At 50.1% G+C, this 15,694-nt stretch carries 14 protein-coding genes; 9 read left to right on the top strand and 5 right to left on the bottom strand.

Translation table 11 applies throughout. The annotated features are described in order from the left end of the window. From P1P89_01715 to P1P89_01695, 5 genes are all read right to left on the bottom strand, one after another. Positions 1-411 (bottom strand): acetyl-coenzyme A synthetase N-terminal domain-containing protein (locus P1P89_01715; protein ID MDF1590204.1); only part of this gene is annotated, 411 nt, incomplete at its 3' end. A gap of 98 nt (positions 412-509) precedes the next feature. Next, positions 510-1,829, bottom strand: coding sequence for a TRAP transporter large permease subunit (locus P1P89_01710; protein ID MDF1590203.1), 1,320 nt, complete (start codon positions 1,827-1,829; stop codon positions 510-512). Then, on the bottom strand, positions 1,826-2,347 hold the full coding sequence (locus P1P89_01705) for a TRAP transporter small permease subunit (protein MDF1590202.1): 522 nt from the start codon (positions 2,345-2,347) through the stop codon (positions 1,826-1,828). The genes P1P89_01710 and P1P89_01705 overlap by 4 nt, the downstream gene beginning before the upstream one ends. Before the next feature lie 159 nt (positions 2,348-2,506). Then, positions 2,507-3,571: a TRAP transporter substrate-binding protein DctP gene (dctP, locus tag P1P89_01700; GenBank protein ID MDF1590201.1), complete on the bottom strand. Its 1,065-nt coding sequence runs from the start codon at positions 3,569-3,571 to the stop codon at positions 2,507-2,509. A gap of 94 nt (positions 3,572-3,665) precedes the next feature. After that, a complete protein-coding gene (locus tag P1P89_01695) occupies positions 3,666-4,520 on the bottom strand; it encodes an SDR family oxidoreductase (protein MDF1590200.1) in 855 nt (284 codons plus the stop codon). Between the two features lie 310 nt (positions 4,521-4,830). On the opposite strand from P1P89_01695, the gene P1P89_01690 reads away from it, so the two are divergent. From P1P89_01690 to P1P89_01650, 9 genes are all read left to right on the top strand, one after another. Next, the gene (locus P1P89_01690; protein ID MDF1590199.1) at positions 4,831-6,279 is read left to right on the top strand and encodes a sigma 54-interacting transcriptional regulator; all 1,449 of its coding nucleotides are present in this window, start codon (positions 4,831-4,833) and stop codon (positions 6,277-6,279) included. 15 nt (positions 6,280-6,294) lie between these two features. Beyond that, positions 6,295-7,008 (top strand): enoyl-CoA hydratase/isomerase family protein, encoded by a 714-nt coding sequence (locus P1P89_01685; GenBank protein MDF1590198.1) that lies wholly within the window; start codon positions 6,295-6,297, stop codon positions 7,006-7,008. Between the two features lie 20 nt (positions 7,009-7,028). Next, the gene (locus P1P89_01680) at positions 7,029-7,931 is read left to right on the top strand and encodes a TIGR01777 family oxidoreductase (GenBank protein ID MDF1590197.1); all 903 of its coding nucleotides are present in this window, start codon (positions 7,029-7,031) and stop codon (positions 7,929-7,931) included. Between the two features lie 612 nt (positions 7,932-8,543). Continuing rightward, positions 8,544-10,373 (top strand): ATP-binding protein, encoded by a 1,830-nt coding sequence (locus tag P1P89_01675; protein MDF1590196.1) that lies wholly within the window; start codon positions 8,544-8,546, stop codon positions 10,371-10,373. Next, positions 10,360-10,743: a response regulator gene (locus P1P89_01670; protein ID MDF1590195.1), complete on the top strand. Its 384-nt coding sequence runs from the start codon at positions 10,360-10,362 to the stop codon at positions 10,741-10,743. Before P1P89_01675 ends, P1P89_01670 begins: the two co-directional genes overlap by 14 nt. After that, positions 10,736-12,232 carry an HD domain-containing protein gene (locus tag P1P89_01665; GenBank protein ID MDF1590194.1) on the top strand — a complete coding sequence of 499 codons (1,497 nt, stop codon included), beginning with the start codon at positions 10,736-10,738 and terminating at the stop codon, positions 12,230-12,232. The genes P1P89_01670 and P1P89_01665 overlap by 8 nt, the downstream gene beginning before the upstream one ends. Positions 12,233-12,243: 11 nt before the next feature. Then, the gene (locus P1P89_01660; protein MDF1590193.1) at positions 12,244-12,609 is read left to right on the top strand and encodes an STAS domain-containing protein; all 366 of its coding nucleotides are present in this window, start codon (positions 12,244-12,246) and stop codon (positions 12,607-12,609) included. Continuing rightward, positions 12,606-14,315, top strand: coding sequence for an ATPase, T2SS/T4P/T4SS family (locus P1P89_01655; protein ID MDF1590192.1), 1,710 nt, complete (start codon positions 12,606-12,608; stop codon positions 14,313-14,315). Before P1P89_01660 ends, P1P89_01655 begins: the two co-directional genes overlap by 4 nt. 218 nt (positions 14,316-14,533) lie before the next feature. Further along, positions 14,534-15,685: a type II secretion system F family protein gene (locus P1P89_01650; protein ID MDF1590191.1), complete on the top strand. Its 1,152-nt coding sequence runs from the start codon at positions 14,534-14,536 to the stop codon at positions 15,683-15,685. Positions 15,686-15,694: the final 9 nt, after the last annotated feature.

The following is a 15,694-nucleotide window of genomic DNA, read 5'->3' as shown; positions in this document are numbered from 1 at the left end:
GGCAATCCCCAGGCGTTTTAGCGCATCGGCCAGCTGCGCCACCTCGTCATAGAGCCGGGCATAGGTCATGCGCACCACCGGTCGGCCTTCACCTTTAAAAATCAGGGCCGTTCGGTCGTCCCGGTACCGCAGCAGGTTCTCGGCAAAATTAAGATGGGCGCCTGAAAACCACCTGGCTCCGGGCATCCGGGTCGCATCATCCACCACCTCGGTATAGGGCTTTGAAGCGATGATGCCGCCAAAATCCCACATGGCCGCCCAGAAGTCTGAAATATTCTCGATGGACCATCCGTACAGCCCGTCATAGTCCACAAACTCACGGCCATACCGGGTGTTGACCGCGTCCATAAACCGGTACAGGTTCGTACTTTCAATTCTTTGCTGTGAAGGTTTCCATAACAGTTCAGCCATATTCTATCCTTTTCCTCCTGTCTTGCGGCGGTTGCGGTCCATCTGCGATTTTAAGCGTCACGGGCGCATGGTATGTCTTTTGATCCATCGCACGGTCCTTATAAAAGTCCGGCCGCCTTCGGGGCATAGAGAATGATGCCTGGGAAAATCGCAAGGATGGCGATGGCAAGGCACATCAGCAGCAGAAACGGAACGACTCCCCAATAGATATCAGCGAGCTTGATCCCGGGGGGTGCGATCCCCTTTAGGTAGAAGATCGCATAGGCGAAAGGCGGCGACAGAAATGACGTCTGCAAGACAACAATATTCATCATGGCAAACCAGATCGGATCAAAGCCGAGCTTCAACGCGATGGGCGAAAACAGCGGCACGACAATCATGACGATGCCGATCCAGTCCAGAAAAGCGCCCATAATAATGATAATTACCCACATGGTAATGACGATTCCCCATCTGCCGAAAGGCAGCGCCATCACCAGGTTTTCAACGACGTCGCCGCAGCCCAGCCGCATGAAGATACTCGTGAAAAAGGAGGCCCCGATGACGACCAGATAGACCATGGCGGATGTCTTCATGGTTCCGATCGCCGCTTGTTTCAGGGTTTCCCAGGTAAGCGCTTTGTAGGCGGCGGCCATGATGACCGCAGCCAGGGCGCCGATGGCGGCCGCTTCGGTGGGCGCGGCCAATCCGAAAAAGATCGTGCCGAGGACGGCCAGAATGAGCAGGCAGACAGGCAATACCGAGGTTACGATCATTTTGAGCTTTTGGAGAACAGAGACTCTTCTTTCCAGAGATATGGCCGGCCCTTTTTGGGGCTTCAGATAACATAAAATCATGACATACAAAACATATAGCAGTGAAAGCAGCAATCCGGGAATAAAGGCGCCGATCAATAAAGCGCCGACGGAGACGTTCGCAACTGGAGCATAGACCAGAATCAGGATGCTCGGCGGAATCAGAATACCCAAAGCGCCGCCGGCGCAAATGGATCCGCAGGCCAGCGGTTTGTCGTATTTATATTTAAGCATCGCCGGCAGCGCCATAATCCCCATCGTCACCACCGTCGCCCCAACGACGCCCGTTGCTGCGGCAAAGATCGTGCAGGCCAGAATCGTCGCAATCGCCAGCCCGCCCCTCAACCCCCCGAACAGGACATACATGGCATCGAATAGCCTTCCGGCAATCCCCGCCCTTTCGATGACGATTCCCATGAATATAAACAGCGGAATGGCGATCAGAATATAATCCGAAAGCGTAACGAACATGCGCAGCATGAAAACATTGCCGATCTGTGGCCCAACAAAGATTATGCCAAAGATCATGGCGATGCCGGCCAGGGAAAAACCGATCGGAAAACCGAGCAGAATCACACCGATCAGAGAGGTCAACATCAAAAAGGTGATTATTTCTACGCTCATGAGAGTTCCAATTCCTTTCCTTTAATCAGCATGTACAGCTCCTTGATAAACACCTCGATTCCCTGGAGGATCAACATGGCAATGCCGATATAAATCCATGTCTTGTAAGGGTAGATCGGGGGCATGAAGCCGGTCATGGATCGTTCCTGTATCTTCCATGAATTCAGCAGATGAGGCGTCAGCATCCAAATGATATTGATCCAGCACAAAAAAAACAGCGTCAGCAAAAAGAATACATTCAGAAAGGCCTGCTTCCTGCGCGGGAGATTTGCGGAAATCAGATCAACGCTGACATGTCCGCCGGACTGCCAGGTAGTGGCCATTCCGAAGATCATGGTCATACTGCACAGAAAATAGGTCAGATCAAAGCTCCACTGAGTCGGCGCATTGAAACCGTAGCGTGCCACGACCTCATAGGTCAGGGTCAGAATCAACAGAAAAACAAGAAAAGAGGCATATCGGGCGATTTTCTCATTGACGCTATTGATGATTTTCATCATCGTGATAATGTTTTTCATAATCACATCCCTTAAGTTTCTCATCTCCTGGATAGCGCCCCTTCTCAGGGGCACGCCGGAACCCTCGCAACCGTTCCGCCCGGTCAGCGCAGCCGAACAGAAACCTTCGGACAAAGGGCAACGCCGGGACTCCCCGGCGCTGCCTTCAGCAGAACAACATTACTTTCGGACCGGCACCATAAAATACTCATAGTCAGAAAACTGAACCCAGAAGTCCTGTACGGACTTCCATGTTTTAGCGTAAAGGGCATTATTTTTCTTCTTTACATCGGCATCGATATAAGCCCAGGCCTGTTTCCGAAACTCTCTCTGGGCTTCGTCGGAAACCCGTGTCAGCTTCTTGCCTTGTTTCTCCCATTCGTCAAGCGTTTGGATGCCCAGCACGATATCCTGCGTCCAGCTCCAGAGCGTGGTAGCCATCGAGGCTGTCTGGATCATGGCTTTGTATTCATCGGGAAGGGCGTTGTACTTGCCCTTGTTGAAACCAAGCTCAAAATAACAGGTCGGCTGATGCATGCCGGGTCCGGCAACATATTGGGTCACTTCATGGAATCCCTGCTGCTTGTTCACAATCGGTGAGGAAAATTCCGTGGCATCCAGAATGCCCCTTTGCAGAGCAGGATAGAGTTCCGTACCGGGCAGCATCGTGACGGCGACCCCCATTCCCTTAAGGATTTCACCCCACCAGCCCGGCGTTCTGTACTTCAAGCCTTTCCAGTCTGTAAGTGTCGTCAGGGGCTTGTTGGAATGCGCCAGAAGTTCCGGATGTGTCACGCCGCCGGGAACAACCATAAGATTCTTGCCCATTTCGTCGTACATCTGCTGCATGAGTTCCTTGCCGCCGCCGGCATAGAGCCAGGTCGTATGCATCAGCGGTTCAAGTGACATGGGGATCGATGCGAAAAAAGGCGCGGCCGGATGCTTGCCCATCCAGTACCCGGTCCAGCTATGGTATGCATCGAGGGTGCCTGCGGCGGTCGCTTCCATAACCTCAAGCCCCCCGACAACGGCGCCCGCAGGAAGCACCTTGATATTGAAATTTCCACCACTCATCTCTTTGACACGCTTGGCAAAGTCTTCGGCCATTTGATGCAGCAGCCATCCTTGCGCCCAGGTGGTTTGCAACGTCCAATTCACCTTGGTTGCCGCTTGCGCAGGTCCCCCGATAATCAAGGACCCCACCCATATCAAGACAAAGATAAAGGCCAACATTTTGCTTTTCATTTTATCCTCCTTTGTAGATTATTGTTGTGACTAATTAAAACCATCGCCCCCCAATCATATAATGAAGTGATCACCTCCTCCTGGAATTCCTGATTTAAATTTTCTTTTCGGCATAAGTCAGCACCATGCCCCCGTCAAATAACAGATCGCCGCCGACGAGGTACCTGGCAAAGCGTGAAAACCCGAAGATAAAAAGATTCGCCACTTCGATGGGCGACATCATCTCTTTGACACGGGAGTTTCCCATCATGACATCCCGCACAACCTCATCCGGGGTGATCCCCCGTTGCTTGGCCTGGGAAGGGATCTGCTTTAAAGCCAAAGCGGTTTTAACAAACCCGGTGCTAACGGAAAAGGAACGGATATGCCCGTTGCCTTCGGCAGCAATGGATTGGGATAATGCGCGCAGTCCGAACTTGGTGATGTTATATGCCGGCTTGTTGAGGGTACAGATGTGGGCATGCGCGGAAGCCATGTTGCCGATGGCCCCCTTGCCGTCCTTTCCTTTTTTGATGTGCGGGATACACAGTTTGGAAAGATAAAACGGCGCCCGCAGCATGATTTTCAGCATGTAATCGTATTTTTCCATGGGAAAATTTTCAATGGCGTCAATGTGCTGAATCCCTGCAATGTTCGCCAGATACCGAATGGCGCCGACCTTTGCCGCCTCGGAAACGGCATGCTGGAGATCATCATCGTTCGACAAGTCGGTTTTTATAAAAATCATCTGGCCCCCGAAACCCCGGGCCAGCTGCTGCGTCTTTTTGCCTTCAACTTCATCAACATCCAACCCGACGCTCACGAGGTTGTTTGCCGCTGCTGCAATTGCCACCGCCCGGCCAATGCCGCTGGCAGCCCCGGTGACAATACAGACATTGCCATGATTGAAATCATTGTCCTTCAGGAACAAAATATCGTCTTTAATGATTTCCGGCTCTGCTATGTTCATTTTCGTCCTCCCTAAAATTATTAAAAAAAATCAGATACAATTAAAGAACCCTGCGGTCCGCTTGGACGAGTCGGGGAATGCATTCGCCTTTGCGGTCAACTTATTGGCTATGCGAATTTTATGCCGAACCACCTCATCATCAGTCATCGGGTTGGCCGCAGCCGCATATAGCGTTTTTATACAATGTATTTCAGTCGGTTAGACATATTGGTGGAAATAGCTGTTGCCTTAAACGCTCAAAGCGCGTATATGTATCAAAACGTATCAAAATAGGTACATATAGCAAATATGATACGGAGGTGCTGTTAAAGTGAAAAAGAAACAAGCGCCGGAAACCAATCAGCGTAGGGTTAAGAAACAACGCCTTTCCTTGCCTACCGTTAAAAATCTCCAGCTTCAGCCCGATATGTTCCAACTCATATTCGACAGCATTTACAACGGCTGCATTGTTACCAACAGAGATGGCTACGTTATTTACTTCAACAAGCCCTACGGCTTGTTCTTGGGAATCGACCCCGCCGCCCAGATCGGAAAGCACTGCACCGAAGTGGTTGAAAATACCCGCATGCACATTGTGGCCCAAACCGGTGTGCCGGAAATCAACCACACCCAGCGGATTATGGGGCAGGATATGGTGGTTCAGCGGATCCCCATCAAAAAGAACAACGAAGTAATTGCAGTGTTCGGTCAGGTGATGTTTAAAGATGTGCGCGATGTCGGCCGGCTTGCCAAAAATCTCTCTCTGCTGGAATCCAAGGTGCAGCATTATGAGCAGGAATTGATCGCCCTTCGCTCCACGCGCTATACCATAGACAGCATCGTGGGGATAAGTCCGGCAATCACATCGTTGAAACGGGAAGCGCTGAATGCCGCCGCCAAAAATCTGCCGGTCTTGATATCGGGAGACTCCGGCACCGGCAAGGAACTCTTTGCCCAGTCGATTCATCATGCCAGCCCCAGAAAGATGTATCCCTTTGTTAGAATCAACTGTGCCGCCATTCCCAATGATTTGCTGGAGTCCGAACTTTTTGGCTACGAAAAAGGGGCGTTTACCGGCGCACGGTCGGAAGGCAAACCGGGAAAGTTTGAGCTGGCCCACCGCGGCTCAATGTTTCTGGACGAAATCGGTGATTTACCCCTGGAAATGCAGCCGAAACTGTTGCGGGCCCTGGAAGAAAAAGAATTTGAACGGGTGGGCGGCAATACCGTTATCCGGGCGGATTTTCGGCTCATCACCGCAACCAATCAAAACCTGGAAGAAAAACTGAAAACCGGGAGTTTTCGCAAGGATCTTTTCTACCGGCTCAATGTCATCCCGCTGCATATCCCGCCGTTGCGCGAGCGCAGGGAAGATATTATACCCCTGACGCGCCATATCCTGGACCAGATTGCCCGGGAGGGCTCTCTTTCAGAAATAAAAATGGGGCCCCGCGCCGAAAAAGAGCTTTTGGCTTACGACTGGCCCGGAAACGTCCGGGAGCTTTCCAATGTCCTGGAACGGCTGCTGTTTTCCCTGGCGGGGGATACGGTCCATCTGTGCGATTTGCCGTTTTATCTGTGCCGCAGCAAAAGCAAACAGGCCAGCTCCCGGAATCCCTCGCTGCGGCATGTGCAGGCCCAGGCGGAAAGAGAAGTCATTCGGTTCACCCTGGAGTCCTGCAATTATAATAAAACCGGCGCCGCTAAAAAGCTCGGTATCCACCGCACCCTGCTGTACAAGAAGATGAAAAAATACAATCTACCGCTGGATAGAGGCTGACCTACGGAGGCGATTATGGCACTGGTTGAGTTTTCAATAGATGAAACAATAGCCGTCGTTACCATGAACAGCGGTGAAAACCGATTTAACCCCCCCTTTATTGAGGCCTATCTGAACGTGCTGGATCAGGTTGAAAAGGAAACCGCCGTAAAGACGATGGTCGTTTGTTCGTCCCATGAAAAGATCTTTTCAAACGGACTTGATCTGGAATGGCTGGGCCCGATTTTCCAGAACCGGGAGTTCGGGGTGATTTCCGACTTCTTTCGCCTGTTGAACCGTTTGTATAAAAGAATGCTGCTGTATCCCATGATCACTATTGCCGCCATCAACGGGCATGCCTTTGCCGCCGGAGCCATCCTGACCTGCGCCTTTGATTTTCGGTTTATGCGATCGGACCGCGGCTACTTCTGCCTACCGGAAATCGACCTGGGCATCCCGTTTTTGCCCGGCATGCTCGCCCTGTTAAAGAAAGCGATCCCCATGTATCAGCTGGAGGAACTGCAGTACACCGGCAAGCGCCTGACCGCAGCCGAATGCGAACGGCATCACATCATCACCAAGGCCTGTCATATCGACACCCTCATGGATGAGACGCTGAAGTTTGCCAAAAGCCTGAATAAAGCACGCGGCATCATCAGCGAAATGAAGCCAAGGATGTATCAGGACATCGTTCAGGTGCTGGATACCCAGGACGGTCCTTATATAAAATCCACGAAGTTTATGTATTAAAACGTTTAGGGAGATGGCCTATGAAGATTTTAGTCACCGGCGCCACCGGGTTTATCGGCCGGCATTTGTCCAATTTACTCCTCTTTGAGGGACATTCGGTTTCCGGGATCGGCACCCGTACCCGCCAGGATCTGATCACTCATGAAAATTTCAACTACATTTCCGGCGATACCACCCAACCGGGGGCCTGGCAGGAAGCCCTTGCCGACGTAGATGCCGTGATCAACCTGGCCGGAAAATCCATTTTCAGCAGATGGTCAGAGCGGTATAAAAAAAGCATCTATGACAGCCGCATTCTGACCACCCGTAATCTGGTGGAAGCCCTGCCTGAAAATAAAGCCGTCATTTTTTGCAGCACATCCGCCACCGGTTTTTATGGCGATGGGGGTGACGACATCCTGACCGAATCCTCCCCCGGGGGAGATGATTTTCTGGCCCGGGTGGGCAAGGATTGGGAAGCGGAAGCCCTGCGCGCCGGAGAAAAAGGCGCCCGGGTGGTTTTAACCCGGTTCGGAATCGTTCTCGGCAAACAGGGCGGCATGATGCAGAAAGTGCTGCCGCCTTTCCGCTTTTTCATCGGCGGACCTTTAGGCGACGGCACCCAGTGGTTTCCCTGGATCCATATGGACGACCTGCTGGCGGCATTCGGGTTTGTTTTAAAAAATGACGCCGTCAAGGGACCCCTTAACTTTTGTTCGCCCAACCCGGTTCGGAATCTTGATTTTACCAAAAGTCTGGGTCGTGTCTTGAACCGGCCCGTTTTCATGCGGACACCCTCCCTGCTGCTGCGTTTCGTGATGGGGGAACTTGCCGGGGCGGTCCTGTGCAGCCAGCGTGCTGTCCCGGAGAAGTTGCTGGGATTCGGGTTCCGGTTTAAATATCCCGGGATTGAAGACGCGCTGGCCAACATTACAAGCTTATGAAACCCAACAGCGCACGCCGACCCAGCAGCAGGTTGCAGGAGAATCTTCAAAGCCGCCGGTTCCGACAAAGGAGGACCGAACCCTTAATGCCTGTTACGAATACTGGCGCATCCGGGCGAAAGTTGCGTTTTGATATTGAATTGTCGGTTAATAATTTTGGAGGTAGAGCACCATTTTTTGCAGACAATTGCGCCCCCGGAAGCTCCCCTCAAATGATATCTGTCATGCCCCCTCGACCAGGGAAACCATTCAGGCTATCGAATCGTCTTCCTGGGTGAATTCCCTGATACCAAAATTCCGGAATGGTTTTTTTGTTATAATAAAAGTGACTTGACATATCCGTTTGAATTTGTTAAATATAGTTGTTTTTCGGATTGCGTTTAAGTTTATCCTGCAATCAGATGAAAAAATACAATTCTTATCAAATATTGTATTTGTGGTACTTGGATAAAGATTGGCATACGCTTTGCACTGCAATAATTCAAAATGCACGGGAAACTTTTGGGGCCTTTGCCGCCGGTGTCTGCAACAAAAGGAGAAGGAAAACGGGTCAGGTCTAGAAAATATCATGAAGCGTTGAACGACAAATCAAGTCTTTAGCAGGAACTACCTATGAAATCTAAAGCGCTCGGCATTGCTTTTTTTGTTTTAATATTGTTCGGCCTTGCCATTTTCCTGCAGTTTCTGGTCCGAACAGAAAAAAAAGCGGCCATAAACGACTTATACGGCAAAGGAGACCACATCGTCGGCCTCCTTTCTCTGCATTCCATTAAAGATTTTGAGGGGGCAAGACGCGATCTCCTGATTAAAACCCTGATGCAGTCTGATGTTCATGAGGGGATTGTCTATTGCTTTATCCACGACCAGAATGGAAAGCCTCTCGTTAGTTTAGCCCTTAACCACATCGCGGCTGAAATCCCCTATAACATCCAGGAGAATTCTCTGGCAGCCATGGGATTGGTGCATCAGTTTTTCAAACCGATTGAATCCGAAACAAGCATATATGAATTTTCCAAACCGATATTCGAAAAAGGGAAAAAAACAGGCACGGTAAGAGTCGGCTTCAAACCGCCGCCCATATCGATTCTTTCCTCGGAAAGAATCACCCTTATCGGCATCATCTCATTCTTTATCATTGCGTCCATCATTCTGTCTTATTATGGGTTTGTCAGGGCTTTTAAGCCTCTTGAGAAATTTTTGGCGAACATACTCACCCCCTCCAACAGCACCGGCACCTCCCCGAAAAATTCCTCCAGGAGCTTTGGAATTGAGCCGATGATGTTGGAGTGCAAAAATTCCATAAAGGAATTAAAGGACCGGTTGGATGATGTTGAAACAAAAAATAAAGACCTGACCTACACGCTCGGCATTATCAGATTTGAAAAAAATCAATCGAGTTACATCCTGAATTCGATCAACCTGGGTATTATTGTAACCGACATCCATGAAAATATCGGCTTTATCAACGATTATATGCTCAACCTGCTTAGACAAAAGCGGCAGGATGTGATCGATTGCCCGTTGGACCAGGTGATTAAACACCCGGAATTCTTATCCTTCATTTCACAATCACAAGGGTTTGAAAACCCAACTGGCAACCACCATCTCGATATCATTTTTCCCAACCTGGCATCGAATAAAACTTACCAAGTTTCCTATACTTACTTCACGGATGACAGTAAAGCCTTGATCGGCAAATTGATCGTTTTCAATAACACCACCAGAGAAAAAGAGGCCGCACAGGCGATCAATGATTTTACCGCACACGTGACCCATGAACTGATGACACCCTTGACCACCATCAAATCCTACAGCGAAATGTTAATGGACGGTGAAATCACGGACACCGCAACCCAAAAGGATTTTTACAATATTATAAACGCTGAGACAGACCGCCTGTCCCGTCTCATCAAGGACCTTCTTAATTTGTCCCAAATTGAAATGGGCAGCCTTCCCTTGAATTTAAGCCGGGTAAAATCCGACTGGCTGTTCAAGGACTGCATTGAAACCATCGAAGGCGCCGCCCGCAAAAAAAATATTTCCATCCTCAAAAGATTGCCGGACAACTTTCCCACCCTGATGGGTGACAAGGAATTATTGAAAGGGGCCATCATTAATATTCTGGGTAACGCCATCAAATATACGCCTGAAAACGGTCAGGTCGAATTTGAGTTAAGTGAGGATGACCATATGGTTATCTTCGACATCAGTGATAGCGGCTACGGCATATCAAAGGAAGAACTTCCCCTCATCTTTGATAAATTCTATCGTTCCGGCAACCCGCAAATTGTTTCGCAACAGGGTACCGGACTGGGACTGGCCATTACGTCTCAAATCATCAGCCTTCACGGGGGGGAAATCAAGGTGGAAAGCAAAATCGACAAAGGGACGCATTTTACGGTGAAAATACCGAAGAAGGAAGACTATCTTGGCGAAAAATAAAAAAATCCTGATCATTGATGACGAAGCATATATTCGGCGTGTGCTTGAACTTAAATTGAAAAACAGGGGTTACCAGGTTCTGACGGCCGCAAATGGTGAAGAGGGGTTTGCCGCCATTAAAGACCAGCAGCCTGATGTGGTCGTTTCCGATATCATGATGCCCAAACTGGACGGTAAAGCCTTATGTGAAAAAACCAACCCGATCAAAAAGAAAAGGCCTTTTCTGACCATTATCGTAACAGCCCGGATCAATCCGGAGGAGCGCGACTGGATCGCGCAGATGACCGATACGCTTTTCATGGAAAAACCTTTCAGTCCCAACAAAATTGTGGACGCCATCGAGAAATATCTCGAGGTCCGGAATGAATGAATTAAAAACCTTCGAAATCTTGCTGTCCAGCCTTGCCCCGGTCAGCCGGTTGCATTTTCAGATATGGGACGACACCGGCAGGGTGATATTTTTCACGGGCGTTGCCATGCCGGAAGAGTTTTCATCAAAAAAATCGCAGGCCCTGGCCGAAGCCATCATCGCACAAAACAGCTACCACTATCATACCGTCGGCCAAAGTTTTCTGTGCGGCCATCCCCTCAGAAACAGCCGAAATATTTTTGGCGCACTGCTGGCCGGGGGTCTGTCCTCGTTCAGACCGGACACAGGTGAAGCCGCAAATACCGCCGAAGGCCCTCAATCAATGGAAATGGAAAGCTTCCTCGGCAATCTGGCCACGCTTGTTGAAGAAAAGTTGAACGCACAGCAGGAAATCGAAGAAATGACCCAGAAAATGGATCAGGGTTTTGAAGATCTTTACCTGTACACCAGGGTCGCCTCCCAGATAAAGACATTAAAATTATCCGACGACATGCTCCAGCTCCTGATGGAAGAACTGATAGAAAGCATGCGGGTGGACGCGGCCTTTGCCTATTTGTCACACAAGCGCGATTACAAATTGGATCTAATATTGCCGCAGGTTTCCGAAAAATTTTCATCCCAAAAGAACTTTTTCGGAAAAATTCTCCATCTAATCCCGCTGAACGCGTCCGTAACAAATGAAAACTATTTTATTGTCAATGACTCCCGGGAAGATCCACGCTATCGGGATCTGCTGCCGGATCCCTATCGCTTTCTTGCCGTCAGAGTCCAGCACCAGGGAGAGTTATACGGCTGGCTGGGGCTGCTCTGTTTTAACCTGACGGAAATCTTCCGGCAGGGTGAATTAAAACTCCTGCTATCCCTGGCAGAACAACTGGCGATGATTATCGACAATACGAACCTTTATAAAAATCTGGAACAGTTTGTCGTCAACATGGTCAAGTCCCTGGTTTTTGCCATTGAAGCAAAGGACAAGTATACCCGGGGACATTCGGAGCGGGTCTCCACTTATTGCATGTTGATGGGAGCGCGGCTCGGCCTGGGCAAAAAGGAATATGAAGAGCTCAAGTGGTCATCAATTCTGCACGATATCGGCAAAATCGGCATCCCTGAAAGTATTTTGAATAAGAAGGACCAGCTGACGGACGCGGAATTAGAAATCATCAAGAACCATCCTGTAAAAGGAAGCAAAATTCTGAAACCCATCGAGTATTTTACCGGTTCACTTCCCGGTATCATCCATCACCATGAGCGCTTTGACGGCAGCGGTTACCCTAGCAGCCTAAAGGGCGAAGAGATTCCCCTGTCTGCCCGCATCATCGCCGTCGCCGACACGTTCGATGCGATCAATTTTTCACGGGCTTACCGCGGCGCCTCTGTTGACGGAAAGGTTCTCGATACTTTGGAAAAACTGGCCGGGAGCCAGTTGGATCCCCGACTGGTTAACGTCTTCAGAACGGTCTACACTGAAGATATGAAATCAGATTGATAAGGAACGCTATGGAAAACCTTACGAAACGATATGAACCGGGCAGGGCCAAAAGCGTGAATGTTAGTAGCCGAACCGTCTTGACGCCCGAAAGATCCATCACCCATGAAAATTGCCCGGACATTAAACAATCAATCCTTGCGGCCATTGAAGCGGATAAAACCGAGGTCATTTTGGATTGTAAAAACGTGGGACTCCTGGACAGTGCCGCTCTGGAACTGCTGCTTCAAACGCATAATGAGCTCAGGAGCAAAAGGGGCGCATTGAAGATCATCGGTTTAAACCAGGTGTGCCAGGATATTTTGGCGGCAACCCGATTGAACAACGTGATTTTAATCTATAAGGATATTCACGAGGCGATACGAAATATATCATGAAAACCACCCTGATACCCAAAAGAAGGAAGCTGGGTGAAATTCTGATCCAGCAAGGACTCCTCTCGCCTGATCAACTGGCTGAATTTCTCCGGCACCAAAAGGAAACCGCCAAGTCCCTCGGCCAGATTGTTGTCGAAAAAGGGATTATATCCAATGAAGACCTGGTAAAAATCCTGGGAGAACAGCTCGGCATCCCGCATGTCTGGCTACGCAAAGGGCTGATAGACCCGAAAGTCGTCCATGTTCTGCCCAAAGAAAAGGCGCTCTACCACCAGGTTATTCCGATGTTTGTCGTCAACAACGTCTTGACGCTGGCGGTATCCGACCCTTATGCCTTTTTTGTCATTGATGAAGTAAAAAAATTGACTAAAATGGAAGTCCAACCGGTCATCTGTCGCGTCGAGGATATTTTAGCGGCGATATCTCAGGCCTATCAGGAGAATATCACCATCGAAGATTTCATGGTCAATGACAGCGAGTCCGGTATCGATGTGATCGAGGCCCGTCCGGAAATAGACATCAGCGAAATGTCTGACAAGGCCAAGGAAAGTCCGGTCATCAACCTGGTGAACATGATTCTGCTGAAAGCCATCAAGGACGAAGCCAGCGATATCCATATCGAACCTCAGGAGGACAAACTGCGGATCCGGCTGCGGATCGACGGAATTCTCTACGAATTGAAACCCCAGAATATAGCGATGCATCCCACGGTGGTTTCCCGATTGAAAGTACTGGCAAACCTGAACATCTCCGAACGACGCATGCCCCAGGACGGCCGCTTTCAGATCAGAGCCCTGGGGCGAACCATTGATCTCCGGTTTTCATCCATGCCAGGGGTTCATGGTGAAAAAGTGGTTCTGCGAATCCTCGATAAGCGCAAAACCATTCTGGATCTCAATGCCCTCGGTTTTGAACCTGTAATTCTTGATCAATTCAAATCTTTCCTGCGGAAATCTCATGGATTGATTCTGGTCTGCGGGCCCACCGGCAGCGGCAAGACCACCACCCTGTATTCGGCCATCACCTTGCTCAATACCACCGAAAGAAATATCGTCACCGTTGAAGATCCGGTGGAATATCAGTTGGAGAATATCAATCAAACCCAGGTCCATACGGCTCTGGGCATGAAATTTGCCACCTTTATCCGGCACACGCTGCGCCAGGACCCGGACATCATCATGGTGGGTGAAATCCGTGACCGCGAAACAGCCGAAGTTGCCATCCAGGCATCCCTCACAGGCCATCTGGTGCTTTCAACCCTGCATACCAACGACAGCCCCAGCGCCGTCACGCGACTTTTGGAAATGGGCGTGGAGCCCTATCTCCTTTCCTCGTCCCTGATTGCCTGCATGTCCCAGCGGCTGGTGCGAACCATCTGTCCCGAGTGTAAGACAGCCTACTTCCCCCCTGCAAGTGTACTCAAGGAGCTGGGAGTTGATGAAGACAAACGGCTGCGTTTGTATAAAGGCAAGGGATGTCCGGACTGTTATGATTCCGGTTACAAGGGGCGGACCAGCATCCATGAACTCTTGGCGATCGATCAGGGCCTGCGGGCTTTAATCCTGCAGAATCCGACCATCGCGGCCATAAAAAAACAATGCACGGAAAGCGGATACACCACCCTGGAGCAGGCAGGATATCAGCGCGTCCTGCAAAATCTTACGACCATAGAGGAGGTCCATCGGGCTGTATCGCTGGAGCTTTGACTTGTTTAAACGATACAATGGAGATGTCGATCCCGTAAATCTGGTCCTCTGGGCCAGTCAGAGCCTTGTGAAATAATAAATACCTAAACTGATGAATGCCTAAATTGCCTAAAATTAAAGAAACACATATTACTGACACAAGAAATTGCAGGTCAGGCATTTTAGGCATTTTCACCTTTAGGCATTTTCAATTTCAGGCATTTTAGGCATTTTAGATTATGGCCATACAATTCAAACCGGAAGAAATACTTGAACCCCAAACGGCTCTGCGGCCGCTGCCGGCGGCGCGGTTGAACCAAGCGTTTGCCCGGGGGATCACCGACCGCTTGTTCAACCGGATCAGTTCCCGCGAGGTGATGTTTTTCACAACCCAGCTTTCCCTCATGCTGGCGGTGGATACCCCCATTAATGTTGCCCTCCAGACCATCGCTGAGGAGATTCAACATCCGTCATTTAAAGCAGTCATCTCAGCCATATCCCGGGATATTGAGGAAGGCCGGCAGCTGTCCGAAAGCATGAAGCTTCACCCCCGGATTTTCAACGACCAGTTCACCAGCATGGTAAAGGCGGGGGAAACCGGCGGTTTTTTGAATAAAACCCTGGACCGGATTGTCGAGATGCAGGAAAAGCGTCTGGCGATGATCAATCAAGTCAAACTGGCCCTGACCTACCCCGCTTTCCTGTGCGTTATCGGATTTGGAGTGGTCGTGTTTATCCTGGTCGGAGTGCTGCCGAAATTCGCCGCTTTTTTTGCCGGCAAAGAGAGCATCCTGCCCTGGACCACGCGTTTCCTTATGATGGCCAGCGAAACGTTGCGGCATCACTGGTGGGCGTATTCTCTTTTTGCCTGCGGCGCGGTGACGGGCGTGACCCTCTGGCTGAAAAGCCCGCCGGGCCGGGCATTGCGAGATCGACTGCTCGTCAGCGGGCCGTTAATTTCCGGACTAACGAACAAGATTTATACCTGTGAAATGCTCCGGACCATCGGGCACTTGATGGAAAGCCAGGTCCCCTTGCTGGAAGCGCTCAAGGCAACCCGCCCCACCATCTGGAATCGCTATTATCGCCGCTTTCTGGATGAAATCAGCGATAGCGTGGATCGCGGCGGACGATTTTCCCTGCCGTTTTCCGCAAACCCCTATATTCCCCGGACGGTGAAACAGATGGTGGTCATCGGCGAGGAAACCGGCAGACTGCCCTACGTAATGTTGCGTCTGGCCGCGTTTTATGATACAGAGATCGAACAGGAACTCAAAAAATTTGCCGCCCGGATCGAACCGATCGCATTGATTATCATGGGTGCCGTCGTGGGGGTGATCGTATCGTCCATCATCCTTCCGTTGTTCCGGTTGTCCCAGGCATTGCGGTAATTTCGGATC

The sequence above is a fragment of the Desulfobacterales bacterium genome, assembly GCA_029211065.1.
Lineage (GTDB): Bacteria > Desulfobacterota > Desulfobacteria > Desulfobacterales > JARGFK01 > JARGFK01.
Note: the sequence above shows the minus strand (reverse complement) of the source record. Positions and strands in the feature narration are given on the sequence as shown.